The organism is Sphingosinicella flava, from assembly GCF_016025255.1.
Taxonomy (GTDB): domain Bacteria; phylum Pseudomonadota; class Alphaproteobacteria; order Sphingomonadales; family Sphingomonadaceae; genus Allosphingosinicella; species Allosphingosinicella flava.
The window spans coordinates 2,166,555-2,188,342 of the sequence record NZ_CP065592.1; the positions used below are offsets into that span (position 1 = coordinate 2,166,555).

Sequence of the window (21,788 nt, forward strand, 5' to 3'; positions counted from 1 at the left end):
CGGCGCGACAATGCGGCGCGGTCCCGCCGTCATGGCGGTATTGGGCGTTTGGGCGACCAATCAGATATTGGGCTTCGGCCTCCTCGGCTATCCCTGGACACCCTATGCGCTGGCGTTTGGGGTCGCATTGGGCGCGGGAAGCCTTGCCGCCTTGGTGGTGGCGCGGCGGGCTGGCCTGACCGGCGCCGGCATTTCTCCGGCACGGGTGGCGGCGGCATCCGGGCTTGGCTTCATCGTTTACGAAACCTCGCTCTTTGCGCTTGCCCTAACCATCGGTGGCACGGAGACGTTCGCGCCACGCATCGTCCTTCAGATCGCGGTCAATGAGGGGCTTTGGCTGGCGGGGCTATTAGCTTTCTACGCTCTCCTCCGCCGAACGGCGCCGGGGCGTTTCGGAAGCCTTCCGGCTTTCCGCCTCGCCTGATGGCGAGACCGCGCATCGTCTCGCTTCTGCCGAGCGCCACCGAAATCGCGGTGGCGCTCGGCTTTGGCGGCAATCTGGTCGGCCGGTCGCACGAATGCGACTTTCCGGCCTTCGTACAAGACCTGCCGGTCTGCACGGCGACCAAACTGGAGAAAAGGCTGCGCTCCATCGAGATCGACCGCCGCGTCCAGTCGATCGTCGAGCAGGGCTTGTCCCTATACGAAGTCGACGCCGATCTTTTGAAGGCGCTGAAGCCCGACGTGATCCTGACCCAGACGCAGTGCGCGGTCTGCGCGGTGACTCCCGACGATCTTCAGGCCGCGCTCGACAGCTGGGTGGGGACGAAGCCGATCCTCGTCTCGACCGCGCCCGACGATCTGGCCGATGTGTGGCAGGATTTCCGCAATGTCGCCGTCGCGCTGGGCACGGATGGCGAGGAGGTAATCGACGGCCTGAAGGCGAGGCTAGCGTCGATTGCTCCCACGCCTTCGTGCCTTCGCGTCGCGGCGATCGAGTGGATTGAGCCGCTCATGGCGGCGGGAAACTGGATTCCGGAACTGATCGGCATCGCGGGCGGCGAAAGCCTGTTCGCGGCGCCGGGCCAGCATTCGCCTTGGCTTGCGTGGGACGATCTCGCTGCCGCCGATCCGGACGCGATCATTCTCATGCCCTGCGGGTTTCAGATCTCGCAGACGTTGGGCGACATGGGCCCCCTTTTGTCGCACCCGTTTTGGCCGAAACTCAAGGCGGTGCGGGACAGGCGTATCTATGTCGCGGATGGTCATCATTTCTATAACCGGCCGGGGCCGCGCCTTGTTGAGTCCACGGAGATGCTGGCGGCGATGCTGGCAGGTGAGGACAAACAAGGCCAAGGTTGGGTTCGGCTGGTTTAGCTCTCCCAGCCTCCGCCGAGCGCTAGGAACAGCGCGATCTGGTTGGTGGAAAGTTGCGCTTCCGACTGGGCCAGGAGGGCTTCGGTTTGGGCGAGTTGCCGTTCGGCGTAGAGCACGATCTGGAAGCTCTCGCGGCCCGCCTGGTAGCGCAGGCGCGCGATGCGGGCGGCTTCGGCGCCATTGTCGCGGGCGCGGCGGAGGGTCGCGGTGCGCTCCAGTTCATTGGCGTAGAGGGTGAGGGCGCTTTCGGTTTCGCGCAGGGCATTGAGCCAGGTGCCGTCGAATTCGGCGAGCGCGCCTTCCGCCGAGGCTTCGGCCTGGGCGACGCGGGCCCTCGCGGCGGCGAGGTTCGGGAAGCTCCAGGAGATGAGTGGGCCAATGCCGAAGCGGAAGGCGGAACCTGAGGCGAGGTCGCCGATCGCGGTCGCGGTGGAGCCGATCGATCCGCCGATGCTGATGCTCGGATAGAGGTCGGCGGTGGCGACGCCGACGCGCGCGGTGGCGGCGGCGAGGCGGCGTTCGGCGGCGCGGATGTCGGGGCGGCGGGCGAGCAGGGAGGCGCCGTCGCCAACCGGGATCGGACTGGTCAGGACGGGAGGCGTTTCACAAGCGGCAACCTCCGCCGGAAATTCGGCGGGGGGTCGGCCGGTGAGGACGGCGAGGCGATAAAGGGCCGTGCGCCGGGCGGCTTCCAGCGTGGGCAAGGCGGCGCGGGTCTGCTCGAGGAGGGAGCCCGCCTGCGCGGTGTCGAGGCCGGTGGCGCGGCCGCCTTCGAACAGGCGGCGGGTAAGGTCGAAGGTTTCCTCCTGAAGGGTCAGGGTGCGGCGGGCGACGGCGAGCTGGCGCCCCGCGCTGCAGGCGTCGGCATAAGCGCGGGCCGTCTCGGCGGCGACGGTGATGCGGGTGAGGTCGTAGGCGGCCTGGACGGCGCCGACATCGGCGCGGCCCGCCTCGATGGCGCGGGCGATGCGGCCGAAGAGGTCGACCTGGTAGCCGACGTCGAGGCCGGCGTCGTAGAGCGCGCCCTCCTCGCCATCGGCGCGGCCGTAGCTGGCCGAGGCGGAGAGGTCGGTGGAGGGGAGACGGCCGCTGCGGGTCTCGCGGAGGACGGCACGCGCCTGCCGCAGGTTCGCCGCCGCGATGCGCAGGTCGGTGTTGGCGGTGAGGGCCTGTTCTACGAGGGAATCGAGGGTCGGATTGGCGTAGAGGGTCCACCATTTTCCGGCCGGTTCGGCGGGGGTGAAAGGTGGCAAAGTTGCCCCGGCGAAGGAGATTTGGGCCGGGGCGGCGGGGGCCGGGGAGCGGTGGTCGGGGCCGACGGCGCAGGCGGAAAGGGCCAGGAAAGCGAGGGCGGCGAGGAGGTTGCGGGTCATCAGGCGGCTCCTCCCTGAGGCGCGGCGGAAGTTGGCGGATGTTGGCGCACGCGGGTGCGATAGTTGGCGAAGAGGATGCCGAGCTTGCGCGCGAGGACGTAGAAGAGCGGCGTGAAGACGAGGCCGAAGAAGGTGACGCCGAGCATGCCGAAGGAGACGGCGGTGCCCAAGGCCTGCCGCATCTCCGCGCCCGGCCCGACCGCGATGGCGAGCGGGATCACGCCGAAGATGAAGGCGAAGCTGGTCATCAGGATCGGGCGGAGGCGCGATCCCGCCGCCTGCACCGCGGCTTCGAAGCGGTCCTTCCCCTCTTCCTCCTCCGCCTGCTTCGCAAATTCGACGATGAGGATCGCGTTCTTGGCGGCCAGCGCGACGAGCACGACGAGGCCGATCTGGGTCAGGATGTTGTTGTCCTGACCCCGGACGTTCACGCCGAGCAAAGCGGCGAGAATACACATGGGGACGATCAGGATAACCGCCAATGGCAGGGTCAAAGCCTCATATTGCGCGGCGAGGACGAGGAAGACGAACACGACCGCGAGCAGGAAAACGAGGACTGCGGTGTTGCCCGCCGCCTGCTCCTGATAGGCGAGGCCCGTCCATTCATAGGTCATGCCGGGCGGGAGGGTCTGCCGCGCGAGGCCCTCCATCGCCCGGATCGCGGCGCCCGACGACACGCCCGGCGCGGCCTGGCCCTGAAGCTCGACCGCCGGGAACATGTTGTAGCGGACGACGCGCGAGGGGCCGCTGTCGTAGCGAAGCGTCGCGACGGCGGAGAGCGGGACCATCCCGCCCGAGGCCGAGCGCACCTGTAGGCGGCCGACGTCGGAAAGGTCGTCGCGGGCCGAGGGTTCGGCCTGCGCGGTGACGCGGAAGGTGCGGCCGAGCATGTTGAAATCGTTGACGTAGGTGGAGCCCAAATAGGTGCCGAGCGCCTCATAGACCTGCGCGGGCTGGACGCCCAATATCTGCGCCTTTTCCCGGTCCACGTCCGCCGCGATGCGGGGCGAGCCGGTGTTGAACAGGCTGAAGACTTGCGTCACTTCCTTCATCTGCGAGGCGCCGCCCATCATCGCGAAGGTCGCGCCTTCAAGCGCCTTGTAGCCCTGGCCGGAACGGTCCTGCAGCATCATCGTGAAGCCGCTGCCGTTGCCGAGGCCGGGAACGGCGGGCGGGGCGATGAAGAAGACGTTGGCGTTTTCGATCGCGCCGGCGATCTTGCCGGTGAGCATCTGCGATAGCGCGTTGGCGCTCATGCCCTCGCCCTTCCGCTCTTCGAAATCGGAGAGCTTGAGGAACATCGTGCCCGCGTTCGAGGCTTGCGAGAAGCTGGCGCCGTCAAGGCCCGCGAAGGACGCGGCGGTGACGATGCCCGGCGTGTCGAAGGCGATGGCCTGCGCCTTGTTCAGCACTTCGGTCGTGCGTTCGAGCGAGGAGCCGGGCGGCAGCTGGACGACGCCGATCAGGAAGCCCTGATCCTGCTCCGGAATGAAGCCGGTGGGCGTATCGGCGAGGCGCCAGCCGGTGAGCGCCAGGAGGCCCGCATAGAGGACGAGCATGATCGTCGTCATGCGGATCAATTTGGCGGTCCACTTGCCATAGCGGTCGGCGAGCCAGTCGAAGCCCTGATTGAACCTGGCGCCCGCGCGGCGGAGCGGACGGATCCAGCGCGGGCCTTCATCCTCATGGCCTTCGCGGTGCGGCTTCAGGAGCAAAGCGGCCATGGCGGGCGAGAGGGTCAGGGACACGAAGAGCGAGATGATCGAGGCGGCGGCGATGGTCACCGCGAACTGGCGGTAGAAGATGCCGGGGATGCCGGACACGAAGGCGGTCGGCACGAAGACGGCGGTGAGGACGAGGCCGATGGCGATGAGGGCGCCGGAGACTTCCTTCATCGTGCGGTGCGCGGCTTCGCGGGGGCTAAGGCCCTGGCGGATGTGCTTTTCCACCGCCTCCACGACCACGATGGCGTCGTCGACGACGATGCCGACGGCGAGGACGAGCGCGAAAAGCGAGAGCGAGTTGATCGAGAAGCCGAGCGCAAGCTGCGCGGCGAAGGTGCCGATCAGCGCGATCGGAATGGCGATGATCGGGATGACCGCCGCGCGCCAGGTCTGCAGGAAGACGATGACGACGAGCACGACGAGGAGGACGGCTTCGAACAAGGTTTCCTGCACCGCCTCGACCGACGCCGCGACATATTCGGTCGGGTTGTAGGGGACGGAGACGGAGATGCCGGGCGGCAGATCCTTCGATGCGGCGTCAAGCTCGTTCAGCACGAGGTCGGCGGCATCCAAGGCGTTTGATCCGGGCTGCTGGATGATCGCGAGCGCGACGCCGCGTTTGCCGCCGAACTGCGCCTCGATGCCGTAATCCTGCGAGCCGAGCTCGACCCGCGCCACATCGCGCAGGCGGGTGATGGCGCCGTTTTGCGGGTCGGTCTTCAGCACGACATCGGCGAATTCGGCGGGATCGGACAGGCGGCCCTGCACCTGCAACGGCACTTCGAAGGCGGGATTGCCGGTGGCGTAGGGCGGCTGGCCGACCGACCCCGCCGCGACCTGCACATTCTGGGTGCGGAGCGCCGAGACGATTTCGCCCGCCGTCAGATTGCGCGCGGCGGCGCGGTCAGGATCGATCCAGACGCGCATCGAATAATTGCCGCCGCCGAACACCAGCACGCCGCCGACGCCTTCGAGGCGGAGCAGGCGATCGCGCAGGTTCGAATTGGCGTAATTGCCGATATAATCGATGTCGAGATTGGGATCTTCGGAGGTCAGAGCGGCGATCAGGAGGAAGCCGGTCGCTTCCTTGTTCACCGTGACGCCGACCTGGCGCACCTGATCGGGCAGGCGCGGCACGGCGAGGGCGACGCGGTTCTGCACCAGCACCTGCGCGGCGTCGAGATCGGTGCCGGGCTTGAAAGTGATGGTGATGCCGACCGCGCCCGAGGTCGAGGAGGAGCTCATGTAGAGCATGTTCTCGACGCCGTTGATTTCCTGCTCCAGCGGCGCGGCGACGGTTTCGGCGAGCGTTTCGGACGACGCGCCGGGATAGGCGGCCTGGACGGTGATCGTCGGCGGCGCGATGTCCGGATATTGAGCGAGCGGCAGCTGCGGATAGGCGAAGGCGCCGATCAGGGTGATGAACACCGCGACGACCGACGCGAAGATCGGCCGTTCGATGAAGAAGCCTGAGATATTCATAAGCGCTTACTTCGCTTTGCCGACCGGCGTGGCCGAGGAGGGAGGCGGGGCGAGGCCCTCGGACTGCGCGGGAGGGGTGTCGGAAAGCGGCGGCACCTTGCCGAGCTTGGGCTGGACCTTCTGGCCCGGCTGGGCGCGCTGGAGGCCGGAGATGATGACCCGGTCGGCGGGCGCGATCCCGCTGCGGATGACGCGGAGGTTGCCCATCAATGGGCCGAGCACGACCGGCTTGGCGGCGACGGTGCCGTCCTTCGCGGTCACGTAGACGACCTTGCGCGCGGCGTCGGTGACGATGGCCGTGTCGGGGACGAGCATGGCGCGATAGGGGGCGGAACCGGCGAGACGCATGTGGCCGAACATGCCAGGCTTCAGGAAGCCGTCCGGATTGGGAACGATGGCGCGCAGGCGAATGGTGCCCGAGCCGGTGCTCACCGCATTGTTGACGAAATCGAGACGGCCCGAGCGGCTGTAAGTCGCTTCGTCCGACAGGCGGAGGCGGACTTCGGTGCCCGCGCCGGTGCCCTGGTTCTGGCGCTGATACTTGAGCAGCAGGGCTTCGGAGCCTTCGAAAGCGAAGTGGATCGGCTGGGTCGAGACGATGGTGGTGAGGATCGTCTGATCGGCGGCGACGCTGTTGCCGGCATCGACCAGCCGCTCGCCGACGCGGCCCGAAATCGGCGCGACGACGCGGGTGAAGCCGACATTCAATTGGGCGGCGCGGACGGCGGCGCGCCCGGCGGCGACATCGGCCTGTCCCGCGCGCACGGCGGCGCGGCGGGCCTCGACCTCCTCCTGGCTCGCGGCGCGGGAGGCGGCGAGGGTTTCGGAGCGGGCGAGTTCGGTGCGGGCGTTGGCGAGCGTCGCTTCGGCGCGGGCGAGCTGGGCGCGGGCGCCCTCGAGCGCCGCCTGCGACGGGCGCGCGTCGATGGTGAAGAGGGTCTGGCCCTTTTGCACATATTGGCCGTCGCGGAAGTGGACAGCCTGGAGATAGCCGGTCGCGCGCGGGCGGACCTCGACGCTCTGGATCGCTTCGAAGCGGCCGACATAATCGTCCCAGTCGACGACTTCCTGCACGAGCGGAGTCGCGACCGTCACCGGCATGGCGGGCGGTGGCCCTCCCGCCGATTCGCCGGTGTTCGAGCAAGCGGCGAGCGCGAGCGACAGGGCAGCAGCGAAGATCTTGGTTTTCATACGTCTTTTTCCGGTCTGTGCGCCCCGGACGAGGGAATACGACCCCTCGAAAAGCCCCGGATTTCGCGCTGCAATGTCAACAGGCGATGACCCACTATGAACAGCCGTTCATTGTGTCAACGGCTGATGACACAGTAAGTCATCGATTGTTGACCCGTGGGGATTCCATGCTACCGCAAAAATGTGACATGTCCGATAGACGATCGTCCCCGCGCCCGAAACGCGGCCGCAACGCGCGAAATCATCCTCGCGGCGGCGTGGCGGCGCTTCCTCAACGAAAGCTATGACAATGTCGGCCTGCGCGACGTGGCGGGCGATGCGGGCGTCGATGTCGCGCTCGTCAGCCGCTATTTCGGCGGCAAGGAGGGGCTTTTCCGCGCCGTTCTCAGCCATGGCAAGGAGGGCAAGCTCGACGGCCTCGCCGATGCCGCCAGCCTTCCAGCCCGGCTCGCGGCGATGGCGACGGAGCAGGCGCCGGACGAGGGGTGCGGCAATATGGAGCATCTCCTCATCATCCTGCGCTCGGCCTCTTCTCCCGCCGCCGCCTCCATCGTGCGCAGCGCGTTCAGCGCCGACGTGCTGGAGCCGCTCGCCGCCTTGATCGGCGGAGAGCGGGCCGAACAGCGCGCGGCGATGGCGATGGCGGTGATGATGGGCACCGCGATCATCCGGTCCGTCATGGCCGTCGAGACTGTGTGCGAAGGCGCGTGCCGCCATGACGTCGCGCGGCGCATCGAGCGGCTGTTGGAAGTGGCGTTGGAGGAAGACGGCTAGTCATTCGTGCTCCGGCGCAGGCCGGAGCCCAGCGGCGCGGTTTGAGCGGCTGGACCCCGGCTTTCACCGGGGACCGAAAGAATATGCTCAGCCGTCGATCAGCGGCAGATCGACGTGGAAGGTCGCCCCGCTTTTCACCGTCTCGTCCAGGCTCACCTCGCCGCCCTGCCGTTCGATCAGCCCCTTGGTGATGGCAAGGCCAAGGCCGGTGCCGGGCTGGCCGCGCTGCGACGAGCTGTCGGCCTGGGCAAAGCGCTTGAACAGGCGCGGGCGGAAAGCGGCGGGAACGCCGGGCCCTTCGTCGATGACGCTGATCCGCGCGGTATCGCCATGGCGGGCGAGGCGCAGGCGAACGGCGCCGCCGGGCGGCGAGAATTTGACGGCGTTGGACAGGAGGTTGGTGAGCGCCTGCATCAGCCGCGCGGCGTCGGCCGAAACGCGGTGGGGGCCTTCTTCCTTTTCCTGGACGAGCCGCACGTTGAAATGATCGGCATAAGGCGCATTCTGCTCGCAGACCTGGACCAGCAGGTCGCCGAGGTCGACGGTGGCGTAATCGAATTCCGTCCGGCCCGATTCCAGCTTTTCCATATCAAGCAGGTCGTTGACGATGGCGATCAGCCGGTCGTTATTCTTCTTGGCGAGATCGATGAGATTGCGCGCCTTGTCCGGCAAGGCGCCGGCGGCGCCGCCCGCGAGGAGGCCGATCGCGCCGCCGATGGCGGTCAAGGGCGTGCGCAATTCATGGCTGACGGTCGCCACGAAATCGTCCTTCATCTGCGCCAATTGCCGCTCCTGCGTCACGTCCGACGCGGTCATGATGAAGCGCCCGCCCGCGACGGTGTTGCGGCAGATGTCGAGGTGGCGGCCGTTAAGCCGGACGATTTCGAGACGGCGGCTCGACGAGCTCATGATCGATTGGACGAAGCCATGGACGATGGCGCCGGGATCGCCGGGGCCGAGATCGCCGCGTTCGGCGACATATTTCATGAGGTCGAAGGCATAATCGCCCGGCTGGACGAAACCGGGGGGGAAATCGAACATCTCGACGAAGGCGTCGTTGCAGAGATTGAGGCGGAGGTCCGGATCGAAGAGGGCGACGCCTTGCTGCACGTTTTCGACGGTTAGGTTCAGGAGCTCGGTCTTCTCCTCCAGCGCGGCCTGGCGCTCGCTCGCGGCCATCGAGCCGAGGCGCAATTCGATCTGGTCGGCGACGAGGCCGGCGAGATCGGTCAGGAGCTGCCGGTCCTTGGGCAAAAGGACGCGCGGTTCCCGGCCGATGATGCACAAGGTGCCGACGGCGTGCCCGCCGGCCACGATCAAGGGGGCCCCCGCATAGAAGCGGATGCCGGGCTCTCCCGTCACCAGCGGATTGCCCCGGAAGCGGGGATCCGCCCCCGCATCCTCGACGACGAAAACGTCCTTGCCGTGAATGGCATAAGCGCAGAAGGCGATTTCGCGCGGGGTGGCGGGCACGTCGAGGCCGCAGGCGCCGCGGAAGCTCTGCTCGTCGGCGGTGACGATGGAGACGAGGCCGATCGGCACGTCGAACAGGCGCGCGGCGATCCGCGTCGCCCGGTCGAAGGCAGGCTCGCGCCCCGGCGCGGACAGGCCGTAGCGCTCGACGGCGGCGAGCCGGGCGTCCTCGTCTTCGGGAAGGGGCGGCGCGATCACCGGAGGCTTACTTTCAGGCTGGCCGGCATCCGTTTCTCCACCCAATTGGCCGGCAGTTTTCCGCAAAGACCCGGGAAAGCGCAAGCCTTTTGCATGTCCGGTAAAAAGGCCGCGTCATGTTTCGTTGCATTTGGAAGCGGAAGGGGTAGCCTTGGCGTCATGACCAAGCCCATCCTTTTCGACTATTTCCGCTCTTCGGCCAGCTACCGGGTGCGGATCGCGCTCAACATGAAGGGCCTGGCTTATGAAGCACGGCCGGTGAACCTGCTCGAAAACGGACAGAAGGACGAGACTTATCGCGCCCGCAACCCGCAGGGTTTCGTGCCGATGCTGGAGATGGACGGGCACCGCTTCACCCAGAGTCTCGCGATCATCGACTATCTCGACGCGCGGGTGCCGGAGCCGCACCTGGTGCCGCAGGACGCGGCGGACCGCGCGCATGTCCTCTCCCTCGCGCTCACCGTCGCGTGCGACATCCATCCGGTGAACAACCTGCGCATCCTCAAATATCTCGCCGGGCCGCTGGCGCAGCCGCAAGAGGCGCGGGACGATTGGTACCGGCATTGGATCGTCGAGGGCTTCACCGCGCTGGAGACGATGGCGCGGCGCTGGTCGGGCGCGTTCCTCTATGGCGACGCCCCGACGCTCGCCGACATCTGCCTCGTGCCGCAGATGTTCAACGCCCGCCGCTTCGACGTGCCGCTCGATGCCTTCCCGACATTGGTGCGCGCCGACAAGGCCGCCGCCGCGCTCGACGCCTTCGCGGCCGCTCATCCGGACCGGGCGGCGGGCTGAAACGGCGAGCCCGCGCTGGCCGACCTTTAGGAGCGCGAAATCATAGCCTCGCCTGCAAATCGCGTCCCTTATAAGGAGCTGGCCCCTTATAAGGGGCGATGTTGGGGGGTGAGATCGTTTGGAGAGGCATGGCGGCAGAGTCCGGTGGCACGTGACACGGTGGCATGGCGGCAGGGGGCATGGCGGCAGGAGGCATGGCGGCAGGAGGCATGGCGCGGTATGAGAGCGAGCCGACGGGAGCGGGCGCGGCGCGGGTGTAAGAGTGGACGGCACGGTATAGGATCGGCGTGGGCGAGGACACGGCCCCCTGCGCCAGCCAAGTGGAGGAAAGGCGATGGAACGCGTGGATGCAATGAACCGGGGCATGGCGGACCTGCACCCCTTGTCGTCCGTCGAGATTCCGAGCCTTGAGGGCAAGGTGAGCGAAGAGGAGTGGAAGGTCCGCGTCGACCTTGCCGCCGCCTACCGGCTGGTCGCTTATTACGGCTGGGACGACCTCATCTTCACCCACCTGTCCGCCCGCGTGCCGGGGCCGGAGCATCATTTCCTCTTAAACCCCTATAATCTGATGTTCGAGGAGGTGACGGCATCGTCGCTGGTGAAGGTCGACATGAACGGCCTGCCGGTCGAACCCTCGCCCTTCATCACCAATCCGGCGGGCTTCACCATTCACAGCGCCATCCATATGGCGCGGGAGGACGCCAAGGCGGTGATGCACCTCCACACGCCGCAAGGCCAGGCGGTGTCCGCCCATGCCGAGGGCCTCTTGCCGCTGACGCAGACCGCGATGCTGATCCGCGACGATATCGCCTTCCACGATTATGAAGGCGTCGCGGTGGACCTCGACGAGCGCGAGAGGCTGGTAGCGGATCTCGGCACGAAAGGCGCGATGCTGCTGCGCAACCACGGCACGCTCGCGGTGGGCGAGACGGTGGGTGAATGCTTCCTGAAGCTCTACTTCCTGGAACGCGCCTGCGCGGCGCAGATCATGGCCCTATCGGCGGGCGACCAGATCAGCAACCCGCCGCAAGGATCGCCGGAAGTGACCGCCGAGCAGGGCAAGATGGGTCTCAAGATCGCTGCTGGCATGCTTGCCTGGCCCGCCTTGCTGCGAAAGGCGTACCGGCTGGACCCGGAATTTGCGCGTTGAGCGTGCGCCCCTGCTTAAAGGAAGCGGACATGACAATCCCTGCGCCTTTTCCATGAGAGAGCCAGACTTTGATCTTGATGGGTGGTGCCTGGAGGATGGCGAGGCGCTTCATCGCGAAGCGCCTGAAACCTTCTGGCTTCCTGACCTAGAGCAGCGCGAAGCGCTTCAGCCGGGCGACTATGCCAAGCTGATCTTTCGCATTGCCGTCGACAAGCCCGGGGAGCCTGTCGCGGTCGAGCGCATGTGGGTGCTCGTTCGCGGACGGGTTGGAGACCATTATTTTGGCATCCTCGACAACGATCCTTACGCCATCGAAGAAAATGACGAGTTTTGGAGCGGCATCGAGCTGCCGTTCGCGGCCCGCCATGTCATAAACATCGATCCCGGCGATGAAGCGACGCGCGCCCAGGCCGCGGAAGCGCCCAGGCGGGCATGGCCGCGCAAGTGAACGCTGTCCGCTGTGGGTCGAGAGCAGTCATTGCGTCGATCCTGAAATTTCATACCCCGTTCACCCGGACAACGTCTTAGAGACAAGGGGCCGCATGACGCGGCGAGGAGTGTGGCAATGATCCTGGCGATCGCATCGGTTCTCGCGGCTGGCCCTATGGAGGCCCCTGTCGCCACGGCCAGCGCGCGCGACTGCGCGGTGATCGCGGCGGTGGCGCGGGAGCATCTCGGCCTGGACAAGAAGAACGGGCCTCCGCTGCTGCCGTCCGGCGATTATCTGCCGTCCTGTGCTTGGGAACGGCTGGGCGTGAAGCCGTTCGCGGCCCTGGGGACGCGCAGAAATTACTGGCTGAGGTTCGGGCGGCCTGTTTATGCGGGCACGGCCGCGCGGATCCAGGTCGGTGTCATGCATGCCACACGATCGGGGCATGGCGACATATGCACGTTGCGCCTCAAAGGGCGGGCTTGGCAGCTGATCGACTGCCGCCGCCGTTGGGCTTCCTGAATTCCGCCATCATTGGAGCAAAAGCCTGCCCGCGACATATCTCAGTCCACCATAAGGGGAGCGAGCATTTCGTTCGCGTGAATACGGTGAGTTCGGCTACATCTTTTCAGATGATGATCACGGCTGAACAAGCGTCCGACGCGTTTCTCGCCAGGCTGTCGCAAGAGCTGGAGGCGGCGCCGGGGAATTCCGAACCGCTGACCCGCGCGCAAGCCATGGATATTCTGAGGTGGCTAACCGCCTCGCATTACCATGCGGCCATGCAGCTCGTCAGGCTCCGCGAAGCGGGCTTCGATTTGTATCGCGACGATGGCAAGGCGATGGGCGGATGGATTGTCGAAGAGACGGAAAACGGCAACCGGATGGAGGTTGCCCGATTGCGGCTAGAGGAGGATGCCGCAGCGAAGGACGACCCCAAACGAGACGTCTCGCCATGACCCCCATCATCACCGCTTTTGAGCACTCCCCCGATCGCGGCAAGGCTGGCGCGCGACCTGCGGGTTCGCTGGGCGTTGGAGGAAGTGGGACAGCCTTATGAGGTGCGTCTCGTTTCGTTCGAGGAGATGAAGGCGCCCGCCTACCTCGCGCTGCATCCGTTCGGGCAGATTCCGGCCTATCATGAAGGCAATCTGACGGGAATTCTGGATGATTATCCGGCCCTCACCTCCTATATCGCCCGCGGCGAAGCGCGCCCCGCTTATCAGAAGGCATTCGCCGATCAACTGGCGGTGTTCACCGGCCGGTCCTGACTTCCCGAAACGCGTGGCGAGGCGGTCAGCGCAACTGGCTGTCCTTGCTGCTCCGGCGATTGATGCCGCCGATCACCCTGTGGGCGTCGCGTTCGGCCTGGCAGGGAACGCAGGTGCGGGCGCCGGGGAGGGCGCGGCGGCGGCGTTCGGGGATTTCCTCGCCGCAATCCTCGCAATGCGTCGCGCCTTCGCCCGACGGCAGCCGGGCGCGGGCGCCGTTGACCGCGTCGAGGACGGTATCGTCGATCTGATCCTGCACCGCGCCGTCGCGCGTCCATCCGCCGGCCATGGGCCTGCTCCCAAAGCAACTGCCGTGCAAATAACCCATGGGGCGGGAAGAGGGTTCTTCGCGGCTATCCTTACCTGAAGGCGTTTGGGCGGGCCTGGCGGAGGCTCGTCATGCCGCCTCGACCCGGTGCCAATCGCGGCCAATCCGCCGGGCGGCGAGGGCGTAGAGTGTGGCGCTCAACAGGTAGAAGCCGAGACCGTAGAACATCGAATATTTGAGCGCTTCGTCGCCATGGGTTGCGGTCATCCTGTCGGACATGAAGCCGAGGACGTAGATGCCGAAGCCGATGCCGAGCAGGTTGTTGATGAGCAGGAAGGAGGCCGATGCCGTCGCGCGCATGGCGGGCGGCACGATATGCTGGACCGCCGCGACCACCGGACCGAGCCAGGCAAGGCCGAGCGCCGTTCCGATGGCGAACATGACCCAGGCGACGGGCAGTGACGGGGCGAAGATGCCCGCCGCATAAACCGGCGCGGCGAGGAGGAAGCAGATGGCGGGAATGAGCGGATAGCCGGACGGCTTGATGCTGCCCAATTTGTCGCCGAACCAGCCGCCGAGCCAAACGCCCGCCATGCCGCCGACAAGCGCGACCGAGCCGTAGAACCAGGAAATATCGACGAGCGCGAGGCCGAAGCTGCGGGTGAGAAAGGGCGGCAGCCAGAAGGCGAGGCCGTAGCCGACGATGGAGCCGCAGGCCGCGCCGAAGGACAGGAGCCAGAAGCTCGGCTTCCGCGCCACGGTGCGCGCGACGGTGGCGAAGGGCGGCGCTTCGCCACCGGCCTTGCCGCCGCTGTCGAAACGGCCCCGGCCGGGATCGCGAATGCCCAAAAGGACGAGCGGCACGAGCGCGATGCCCGCCAAGCCGACGATCATGAAGGCCGAGCGCCAGTCGATGTTGCTCGCCAGCCAGCCGCCGAAGAAGACGCCGAGCGCCGATCCGATCGGGATGCCCAATGAGAAGATGGCGAGCGCGCGCGCCCGCTTTTCAGGCGGGAAATAATCCGAAATGAGCGCGTAAGCGGGCGCGACGCCCCCCGCCTCGCCGACGCCGACGCCCATGCGGCAGAGGAAGAGCTGCCAGAAATTCTGCGCCGTGCCGCAAAGCGCGGTGAAGGCGCTCCACACGCCGAGGCTGACCGAGATGATCGTCACCCGGTCCTTGCGGTCGGCGAGCCAGGCGACGGGAATGCCGAGCCCGGAATAGAGAAGGGCGAAGGCGAGGCCGCCCATCAGGCCGATCTGGCCGTCGGAAAGGCCAAGCTCGGCCTTGATCGGGATTTGCAGGATGCTGAGGATTTGCCGGTCGACGAAGTTGAAGATGTAGGCGAGGAGCAGGATGGCGAGCACCCGGTTGCCGCCCACTGTCCGTGCCGTTCCGCTCCCCGCCTGCATCATATTCTCCCTGATAGCGGACGGCCGCCCGCGCCGGACAATATCGCCGTTCGGCCTGTAGACCCTGTCCGGCAGCTTCTGTCCATAGAGGCCGAGGCTGTCGATCGAAGGGCTGGCTCCTGCTTTCGCAGGAGCACGATGATGGCTAAGGCCCGCTAATGGCCGAAGCGCTCCAAAATTATGACGCGATCGTGCTCGGCGCCGGGGGCGCGGGGCTGATGTGCGCCGCCGTCGCGGGGCAGCGGGGGCGCCGGGTGCTGGTCGTCGATCATTCGGACGAGCCGGGGCGCAAGATCCTTATTTCGGGCGGGGGACGGTGCAATTTCACCAATATCCACGCTGCGCCCGACCGTTACATTTCCGCCAACCCGCATTTCATGAAATCGGCGCTGGGCCGCTACACGCCGGACGATTTCATCGCGCTGGTCGACGCATATGGCATCGCCTGGCACGAAAAGACTTTGGGCCAGCTTTTCTGCGACGGATCGGCGCGGCAGATCGTCGCCCTGTTGATGGACGAATGCGCGAAGGGCGGGGTCGCGTTCGCGTTCGGAGACGCGATTGCGGCGGTCGACCATGCGGATGGGCGTTTCCGCGTGACGCATGGCGGAAGGGTCAGCGAAGCGCCCGCGCTCGTCGTCGCGACCGGCGGGCCATCCATTCCGAAGATCGGCGCGACGGGTTTCGCCTATGATCTCGCGCGGCGCTTCGGCCTCAAGATCGTCGAGCCGCGGCCCGCGCTCGTGCCGTTGACATTGGGCGGCGATGAAGTGCTGTTCCGGTCGCTGTCCGGAGTCGCGACCGAGGTGGTGGCGCAGGCGGGCAAGGGGCGCTTTCGGGAGGCGGCCCTGTTCACGCACAAGGGCCTGTCGGGCCCGGCCATTCTCCAGGCGTCATCTTATTGGCGGCATGGCGAGCCGGTCGGCATCGACTTCCTGCCCGATGCGCCGACCGGATGGGCGCTCGCCGCCAAGCGGGAGCGGCCGCGCGCGACGTTGCGGTCGCTCCTGTCCGCCATGCTGCCCGACCGTTTGGCGGAGACGTTGGCCGAACGGGTGAACCTGCCCGGCGACCTCGCCAATCTTCCGGACAAAGGGCTGGCCGATGTCGAGCGGCGGCTCGGCGATTGGCGCTTTCATCCGAGCGGGACGGAGGGCTTCGCCAAGGCGGAGGTGACGATCGGCGGCATTTCGACCGACGGCCTGTCGTCACGGACGATGGAGGCGCGCGCGGTGCCCGGGCTTTACGCCATTGGGGAGGCGGTGGACGTGACCGGATGGCTCGGCGGCTATAATTTCCAATGGGCGTGGGCGAGCGGCTGGGCGGCCGGGCAGGCTTTATAGTCCTGCGGCGGCCTCCGCGCGCGCCTTGGCGCGGCGGCCAAGCCGAATGCCGTCGGCGGCGAAGATGGCGAGCGCGGTCCAGATGAGGCCGAAGCAGATCATATGCGCCGCGGTCAGGCGCTCGCCATAAGCGAACACGGCGAGCAGGAACTGGAGGGAGGGCGCGATATATTGGAGGAAGCCGAGCGTCGAATAAGGCAGCCTTTTCGCGGCGGCGGTGAAGAGGAGGAGCGGGATCGCCGTCACCGCGCCCGACAGGATGAGGAGGATGGTGGTCGTCATATCCATGCCGAGGCCGCTCGTTCCGCGCGTCTGGAGGATCATGACCCAGGCAAGGGCGATGGGCGTCAGGATCAGGGTCTCGATGGATAGGCCCTCGACCGCCTCGACCGGCGCGATCTTGCGCAGGAGGCCATAGCTCGCGAAGCTGAAGGCGAGGGTGAGGCTGATCCACAGGCCCTCGCCCGCGCCCGCCGCGAGGATCGCGACGCCCGCTCCGGCCAGCGCCACGGCCGCCATCTGCGGGCGGGTGAGGCGCTCCTTCAGCACCGCGACGCCGAGAAGGATGTTGACGAGCGGATTGAGATAATAGCCGAGGCTGCCCGCGAGGACATGGCCGTTCACCACCGCCCAGATATAGATGAGCCAGTTCACCCCGATGAGGAGGGCGGTGAGGGCCAGAATGGCGACCACTTTGGGCGTCCGCAGTGCCGCCGCGAGCTTCGGCCAGCGTTTCCAGGCGCTGAGCAAGGCGGCGAGGAAGAGGAGCGACCAGAGGATGCGGTGGGCGACGAGCTCGGCCGGATCGACATGCGCGAGCAGCTTGAAATAAGCCGGGAGGAAGCCCCAGATCGTGTAGGCCGCGACGCCGAGCCAGAGGCCGGATCGCGCAATGTTCTGGTGGCTGGTCATGGCGCGCGTTTAGAATTGCCGGTTGCAAACCGCAACTTTTAATGGCGATTGGCGGGACGGCGCATCCCGCCTAGAAACGATGCGATTGTGGGGAGAATGAAAGATGCGATTTTCGATCTTTTGCGGGCTGATTCCGGCCCTGGCGCTTGCCGCCTGTTCGTCGGCCGATGAGGATGACGCGGGCAATGCCGCGCGCGCGGCGGACGATGGCGTGGCGGAGGTTACGGCGCCAGGCTTCAACATGTCCATCGCGCTGCCCGCGGGCGCCGGCCGCGATATCGAGATCACCACCGATCAGGATGCCCTGTTTCCCGGCGCCAAGGCGGAAGGCCTCAGCCTCGCCACGGATCCCGCGACCGGAACGCAGCGCGTCAACCTGGGCTTCGCGAGCGAACGGTCAGTGGACGAAGTCGCGAAATGGTATGCCAATCCGCGAAGCAGCCGGGCGTTCAAGGTGAACGGCATCAACATCACCAACGGCGTGCAGACGATGAGCGTCCGCGACGAGAGCGGCGAATATTTCAACGTGATCCTGAAGCCGGGCGCGGACGGCGGCACGGAAGGCACGCTCCAGTTTCGCGACTGAGTGTGGGTGAGCCGCTCGCAGACTGGCGGGAGGTGCGGGCCCACTTGATCGGCGCGGCGCGGGCGGAAACGGCGCTCACTTATGCCGAATTGCTGGAACGGCTGGGTTATGGCTTTTCCCGGCCGAAGATGCGGCAGCTGTGCGCGGTGCTCGGCACGGTCGACGAGGATGCGGAGAGCCGTGGCGAGCCGGAACTGGCGGTGCTGGTCGTCCGGCAGAGCGACGGGCTGCCGGGCCAGGGCTGGTGGGTCGCCGGCGGGGGACGAAGCCGGGGCTATAACGGGCCGTGGGAAGGCCCGGAGGCGGCGCGGTTCATCGCCAGCGTGCAGGCCAAAACCTTCGCTTATTGGCGGGCGCGTTAAGGGCCACTGGCAAAAGGGCCGCCGCCCCGCTACAGCGCGAGGCCTCATGTTCAATCTTTTCCTCGTCATGACCGGCGGCGCGATCGGCGCGGGTTTCCGCTATCATATCGGCACGGTCGCGCTTCATAATCTCGGCCCCGCCTTTCCGTGGGGGACGTGGATCGTGAACCTGCTCGGCGGCTTGCTGATGGGCGTGCTCGCGGGCGTCTTGCTGAAGGAAGGGGCGACCGGCGAGCCGTTGCGCCTGTTCCTCGGCACCGGCGTGCTGGGCGGCTTCACGACCTTTTCCGCCTTCAGCCTGGAAAGCGCGACCATGTTCCAGCGCGGCGATTATGCGCTGGCCGGGGCTTATGCAGTGTCGTCGGTCGCGGGATCGGTCATGATGCTGTTCCTCGGCCTCTGGCTGATGCGGGGGGCGGCATGAGCGAGAGCGATCAGGTGCGTCAATTCACGGTTTCGGCCGACGATGACGGCATCCGCCTCGACCGCTGGTTCAAGCGCAACTTGGCCGATGCCAGCTTCAACATCGTGTCGCGCTGGTCGCGGACCGGGCAGCTGCGGGTCGACGGCAAGCGCGCTGCGCCGGGCGACCGGATCGAGGCGGGACAGATCATCCGCGTGCCCCCGGCTGAGGCACCCGCGCCCGAGACCCGGCCGAAGCGGGTGCAGCAGCGGAGACTGAGCGAAGACGAGATCGCCTATGTGCGGGACATGGCGATCCATCGCGATCCCCAGGCCATCGTGATCAACAAGCCGCCGGGGCTCGCGACGCAGGGCGGCACCAAGACCAACGTCCATCTCGACGGCCTGCTGCATGGATTGGTCGAGGAGGACGAGGCGCGGCCCAAGCTCGTCCACCGGCTCGACAAGGATACGTCGGGCGTGCTGCTCGTCGCGCGGACGGCGCGTGCCGCCGCTTTCTTTTCCAAGGCCTTTTCGGGGCGAACGGCGCGGAAAATCTATTGGGCTTTGGTCGTCGGCGTGCCGGAAATCCGCGACGGCTTCATCGACCTGCCCATCGCCAAGCAGCCCGGCACGGGCGGCGAGAAGATGCATGTCGACGAAGAGGAAGGGCTGCCGTCGCGGACGCGCTACCGCGTGATCGAACGGGCGGGCAACCGCGCGGCATGGGTGGAATTGCAGCCCTTGACCGGCCGCACCCATCAGCTCCGCGTCCACATGGCGGCGATCGGCCATCCGATCGTCGGCGACGGCAAATATGGCGGGCAGGACGCATTCCTGACCGGCGCGATCAGCCGCAAATTGCATCTTCACGCGCGGCGGCTGCGCATCGACCATCCGGACGGCGGCAAGATCGACGTCACCGCCAGCCTGCCCGATCATTTCGACGAGAGCTTGCAGGCCCTGGGCTTCGATATTGCCGACGGCGACCTGCCGCTGGACGAAGTGCCGTTCGGGCAGACGGCGGAAGGGCGCGAAAAGAAGGCGCGGGCCGAGGCCAAGGCGCGCCGCAAGTCGCGCAAGGGGGAAAGGCGATCCCGGGGGAGGGGATAAGTGCATCGCAATCCCAAATTTCACTGGACGGACCGGGGCGCCGTTCTCGATTTCATTCGCGTCACGGCTTTCGCGCATCTGTTCGTCCAAGGCAGGACGGGCCGCTGGTCGCCCACGCGCCGGTCGTCGTGACGCGGGACGGGCATTTGCGCTTTCACCTCGCCCGCGCCAATCCGGTCGCGAAGCAGATGGAGGGGCGGGTGGCGCTCGCCAGCTTCGCCGGTGCGGACGCCTATATCAGCCCCGATTGGTATGGCAGCGACGACCAGGTGCCGACCTGGAATTATGTGACCGCCCAGGCGCGGGGGCTGGTGACGCGGCTGTCGCAGGACGATCTTGCGGCGCAGCTGGACGATCTGTCGGCCGAGCATGAGGCGCGCCTGCTGCCCAAGCGGCCCTGGACTCGCGCCAAGATGTCGCCCGGCCTGTTCGACGGCATGCTGAAGGCGATCGCCGGGTTCGAGATGACGGTCGAAAGCCTGATCGCCACGCGCAAGCTGGGGCAGAACAAGGGCGCGAGCGATCTCGACGGTGCGATTGCCGCCTTGCGCGAGAGCGGCCGTGCGGACATGGCGGACCTGATGGACGGAACGCGTTGAACCGTCTCGCCATCTTCGATTGCGATGGAACGTTGGTCGACAGCCAGGCCAATATCTGCCTGGCGATGGAAGAATGTTTCGCGCGGGCGAAGCTAGACCCTCCGGCACGGGAGCGGACGCGGCGGGTGGTCGGTCTGAGCCTCGTCGAGGCGATGCGGGCCATGCTTCCCGAAGCGGAGGCCGATTTTCATCTTGCCCTCGCCGAAGATTATAAGATCGTCTTTCAGGGACTGCGTGGGCGGGGGCTGGTGCACGAGCCGCTCTATGACGGCATCACCGAACTGATCGCAGCGCTGGACGAAGCGGGCTGGCTGCTTGGCGTCGCGACCGGAAAGTCGGACCGGGGCCTGCGCCTTTGCCTCGAGCATCATGGCCTCCATGCCCGCTTCGTCACCTTGCAGACCGCCGACCGTCACCCGTCCAAGCCCCATCCCTCAATGATCGAAGCGGCGCTGGCCGAGGCGGGCGCGGCGCCGGAAAGCGCGATGATGATCGGCGACACGAGCTTCGACATCATGATGGCGCGGGCGGCGTCGGTGCGCGGCGTCGGCGTGACATGGGGCTATCATGATCGCGAGACGTTGAAAGAGGCGGGCGCCGATCACATTGTCGGGGAACCGGCCGCCATCGCCGCCATCGCCAGGAGCTTTTCATGACCGACCCCCTGCCGTCCAACGACGCCACCTGGCGCAACCGCTTCATCGCGCTCAATCTGACGCGGATCGGCGGAACGGCGCTCACCATTTTCGGGATCGTCGTCTGGCAGGGCAATGTCTTGCGCCAGGGCGGCTGGACAGAAGTGGGCTTTCCGCTGGCGCTGATCGGGCTGGCGATCAGCTTTCTTGCGCCGCGCTGGCTGGCGCGCAGGTGGCGGGAACGGTGAAGCGTTTCTACCAGGCGGTCGCGGTCCGCGCGGGGCCGGAAGGGCACGAGATTCTGCTCGACGGGCGGCCGGTGCGGACGCCCGCGCGCGAGCCCTTGCTGCTGCCGACCGCGGCGCTGGCCGAAGCGGTCGCGGCGGAATGGGAAGGACAAGGCGACCGGGTCGATCCGCGCACGATGCCGCTGACCGGCCTTGCCAATGCGGCCATCGACCGGGTGGCGAAGGAGCGGATGGCGTTTGCCGATGGGCTTGCCCGTTATGGCGAGAGCGACCTTCTTTGCTACCGCGCGGACGGGCCGGATAGCCTGGCGGCGCGGCAGGAGGGGGCCTGGGCGCCCCTGCTCGATTGGGCGCGACGGCGCTTCGACGTGGATTTCACGCTCGTCTGCGGCGTCATGCACAGCGCCCAGCCCGCAGGCACGGTCGAGCGGCTCGGCGCAGCGGTTGGCAGCCGGAGCGCGTTCGAGCTTGCGGGCCTGTCGCCGCTCGTCACGATCAGCGGGTCGCTGGTCATCGCGCTTGCCCTCGCCGAGGGCGCGGTCGATCTCGACACGGCTTGGACCGCCGCGAGCCTCGACGAAGCCTGGCAGGCCGAGCAATGGGGCGCGGATGCCGAGGCGCAAGCGGCGCTGGAGGCGCGGCGGCGGGATTTCGAGGCGGCGCACCGGTTTTTGAGCTTGCTTTGATGGGTTCCTGCGAAAGCAGGAACCCAGTGGCTCAACCGGTGCG

The 21,788-nt window shown here is 67.0% G+C and carries 26 protein-coding genes; 19 read left to right on the forward strand and 7 right to left on the reverse strand.

Going from position 1 to position 21,788, the window contains the following annotated elements; translation table 11 throughout:
• Positions 1 to 10 precede the first annotated feature (10 nt).
• Both IC614_RS11035 and IC614_RS11040 read left to right on the forward strand, forming a co-directional pair.
• On the forward strand, positions 11 to 424 hold the full coding sequence (locus tag IC614_RS11035) for a hypothetical protein (RefSeq protein ID WP_200971505.1): 414 nt from the start codon (positions 11 to 13) through the stop codon (positions 422 to 424).
• On the forward strand, positions 424 to 1,317 hold the full coding sequence (locus IC614_RS11040; protein WP_200971507.1) for an ABC transporter substrate-binding protein: 894 nt from the start codon (positions 424 to 426) through the stop codon (positions 1,315 to 1,317). Before IC614_RS11035 ends, IC614_RS11040 begins: the two co-directional genes overlap by 1 nt.
• Here IC614_RS11040 and IC614_RS11045 read toward each other — a convergent pair.
• Genes IC614_RS11045 through IC614_RS11055 form a run of 3 tightly spaced genes read right to left on the reverse strand, consistent with a single transcriptional unit; the run spans position 1,314 to position 7,087 of the window.
• Complete coding sequence (locus IC614_RS11045) at positions 1,314 to 2,690, reverse strand: efflux transporter outer membrane subunit (protein WP_200971509.1); 1,377 nt, start codon at positions 2,688 to 2,690, stop codon at positions 1,314 to 1,316. The two genes, IC614_RS11040 and IC614_RS11045, sit on opposite strands and share 4 nt — an antisense overlap.
• Entirely contained in the window at positions 2,690 to 5,896 is a 3,207-nt protein-coding gene (locus IC614_RS11050) for an efflux RND transporter permease subunit (RefSeq protein ID WP_200971511.1), read from the reverse strand. Before IC614_RS11050 ends, IC614_RS11045 begins: the two co-directional genes overlap by 1 nt.
• Before the next feature lie 6 nt (positions 5,897 to 5,902).
• A complete protein-coding gene (locus IC614_RS11055; protein ID WP_200971512.1) occupies positions 5,903 to 7,087 on the reverse strand; it encodes an efflux RND transporter periplasmic adaptor subunit in 1,185 nt (394 codons plus the stop codon).
• 183 nt (positions 7,088 to 7,270) lie between these two features.
• On the opposite strand from IC614_RS11055, the gene IC614_RS11060 reads away from it, so the two are divergent.
• The gene (locus IC614_RS11060) at positions 7,271 to 7,861 is read left to right on the forward strand and encodes a TetR/AcrR family transcriptional regulator (protein ID WP_200971513.1); all 591 of its coding nucleotides are present in this window, start codon (positions 7,271 to 7,273) and stop codon (positions 7,859 to 7,861) included.
• Positions 7,862 to 7,948: 87 nt separating this feature from the next.
• On the opposite strand, the gene IC614_RS11065 is transcribed toward IC614_RS11060, so the two are convergent.
• Complete coding sequence (locus IC614_RS11065) at positions 7,949 to 9,532, reverse strand: GAF domain-containing sensor histidine kinase (RefSeq protein ID WP_207791115.1); 1,584 nt, start codon at positions 9,530 to 9,532, stop codon at positions 7,949 to 7,951.
• A 159-nt stretch (positions 9,533 to 9,691) separates the two neighbouring features.
• Between IC614_RS11065 and maiA the strand changes: the two genes are divergently transcribed.
• The 6 genes from maiA to IC614_RS11095 all read left to right on the forward strand — a co-directional run bounded on the left by maiA (position 9,692) and on the right by IC614_RS11095 (position 13,178).
• Positions 9,692 to 10,327 carry a maleylacetoacetate isomerase gene (maiA, locus tag IC614_RS11070; RefSeq protein ID WP_200971515.1) on the forward strand — a complete coding sequence of 212 codons (636 nt, stop codon included), beginning with the start codon at positions 9,692 to 9,694 and terminating at the stop codon, positions 10,325 to 10,327.
• Between the two features lie 364 nt (positions 10,328 to 10,691).
• Positions 10,692 to 11,477 (forward strand): class II aldolase/adducin family protein, encoded by a 786-nt coding sequence (locus IC614_RS11075; RefSeq protein WP_200973204.1) that lies wholly within the window; start codon positions 10,692 to 10,694, stop codon positions 11,475 to 11,477.
• A gap of 52 nt (positions 11,478 to 11,529) precedes the next feature.
• Positions 11,530 to 11,925, forward strand: a complete 396-nt coding sequence (locus tag IC614_RS11080) for a hypothetical protein (protein ID WP_200971516.1) — start codon at positions 11,530 to 11,532, stop codon at positions 11,923 to 11,925.
• A gap of 117 nt (positions 11,926 to 12,042) precedes the next feature.
• Positions 12,043 to 12,429, forward strand: a complete 387-nt coding sequence (locus IC614_RS11085) for a hypothetical protein (protein ID WP_200971518.1) — start codon at positions 12,043 to 12,045, stop codon at positions 12,427 to 12,429.
• Positions 12,430 to 12,539: 110 nt separating this feature from the next.
• Positions 12,540 to 12,866, forward strand: coding sequence for a hypothetical protein (locus IC614_RS11090; protein ID WP_207791116.1), 327 nt, complete (start codon positions 12,540 to 12,542; stop codon positions 12,864 to 12,866).
• 18 nt (positions 12,867 to 12,884) lie between these two features.
• Complete coding sequence (locus IC614_RS11095) at positions 12,885 to 13,178, forward strand: glutathione S-transferase N-terminal domain-containing protein (protein ID WP_226372645.1); 294 nt, start codon at positions 12,885 to 12,887, stop codon at positions 13,176 to 13,178.
• Positions 13,179 to 13,203: 25 nt separating this feature from the next.
• Here the strand turns inward: IC614_RS11095 and IC614_RS11100 are convergent, their stop codons facing one another.
• Both IC614_RS11100 and IC614_RS11105 read right to left on the reverse strand, forming a co-directional pair.
• Complete coding sequence (locus IC614_RS11100; RefSeq protein ID WP_200971523.1) at positions 13,204 to 13,467, reverse strand: DksA/TraR family C4-type zinc finger protein; 264 nt, start codon at positions 13,465 to 13,467, stop codon at positions 13,204 to 13,206.
• Between the two features lie 108 nt (positions 13,468 to 13,575).
• The gene (locus IC614_RS11105) at positions 13,576 to 14,862 is read right to left on the reverse strand and encodes a spinster family MFS transporter (protein WP_226372646.1); all 1,287 of its coding nucleotides are present in this window, start codon (positions 14,860 to 14,862) and stop codon (positions 13,576 to 13,578) included.
• Positions 14,863 to 15,017: 155 nt separating this feature from the next.
• Here IC614_RS11105 and IC614_RS11110 point away from each other — a divergent pair, with 155 nt between their 5' ends.
• Positions 15,018 to 16,202, forward strand: a complete 1,185-nt coding sequence (locus tag IC614_RS11110; protein WP_200971525.1) for a BaiN/RdsA family NAD(P)/FAD-dependent oxidoreductase — start codon at positions 15,018 to 15,020, stop codon at positions 16,200 to 16,202.
• Here IC614_RS11110 and rarD read toward each other — a convergent pair.
• Complete coding sequence (gene rarD / locus IC614_RS11115; protein WP_200971527.1) at positions 16,197 to 17,114, reverse strand: EamA family transporter RarD; 918 nt, start codon at positions 17,112 to 17,114, stop codon at positions 16,197 to 16,199. The two genes, IC614_RS11110 and rarD, sit on opposite strands and share 6 nt — an antisense overlap.
• Before the next feature lie 103 nt (positions 17,115 to 17,217).
• Here rarD and IC614_RS11120 point away from each other — a divergent pair, with 103 nt between their 5' ends.
• Genes IC614_RS11120 through IC614_RS11155 form a run of 9 tightly spaced genes read left to right on the forward strand, consistent with a single transcriptional unit; the run spans position 17,218 to position 21,745 of the window.
• A complete protein-coding gene (locus tag IC614_RS11120; RefSeq protein WP_200971529.1) occupies positions 17,218 to 17,700 on the forward strand; it encodes a hypothetical protein in 483 nt (160 codons plus the stop codon).
• A 2-nt stretch (positions 17,701 to 17,702) separates the two neighbouring features.
• Entirely contained in the window at positions 17,703 to 18,062 is a 360-nt protein-coding gene (locus IC614_RS11125) for a ribose-phosphate pyrophosphokinase (RefSeq protein ID WP_200971531.1), read from the forward strand.
• Positions 18,063 to 18,108: 46 nt separating this feature from the next.
• Entirely contained in the window at positions 18,109 to 18,486 is a 378-nt protein-coding gene (crcB, locus tag IC614_RS11130; protein ID WP_200971532.1) for a fluoride efflux transporter CrcB, read from the forward strand.
• Entirely contained in the window at positions 18,483 to 19,577 is a 1,095-nt protein-coding gene (locus IC614_RS11135) for an RluA family pseudouridine synthase (RefSeq protein ID WP_200971533.1), read from the forward strand. The genes crcB and IC614_RS11135 overlap by 4 nt, the downstream gene beginning before the upstream one ends.
• Positions 19,578 to 19,709 carry a hypothetical protein gene (locus IC614_RS12420; protein WP_264175510.1) on the forward strand — a complete coding sequence of 44 codons (132 nt, stop codon included), beginning with the start codon at positions 19,578 to 19,580 and terminating at the stop codon, positions 19,707 to 19,709.
• Entirely contained in the window at positions 19,682 to 20,176 is a 495-nt protein-coding gene (locus IC614_RS11140) for an FMN-binding negative transcriptional regulator (RefSeq protein WP_226372781.1), read from the forward strand. Before IC614_RS12420 ends, IC614_RS11140 begins: the two co-directional genes overlap by 28 nt.
• Positions 20,173 to 20,832, forward strand: a complete 660-nt coding sequence (locus tag IC614_RS11145; protein ID WP_200971534.1) for an HAD-IA family hydrolase — start codon at positions 20,173 to 20,175, stop codon at positions 20,830 to 20,832. The genes IC614_RS11140 and IC614_RS11145 overlap by 4 nt, the downstream gene beginning before the upstream one ends.
• Entirely contained in the window at positions 20,829 to 21,059 is a 231-nt protein-coding gene (locus IC614_RS11150; RefSeq protein ID WP_200971535.1) for a hypothetical protein, read from the forward strand. Before IC614_RS11145 ends, IC614_RS11150 begins: the two co-directional genes overlap by 4 nt.
• Complete coding sequence (locus IC614_RS11155; RefSeq protein ID WP_200971536.1) at positions 21,056 to 21,745, forward strand: ATP12 family chaperone protein; 690 nt, start codon at positions 21,056 to 21,058, stop codon at positions 21,743 to 21,745. Before IC614_RS11150 ends, IC614_RS11155 begins: the two co-directional genes overlap by 4 nt.
• The last annotated feature ends 43 nt before the right edge of the window (positions 21,746 to 21,788 follow it).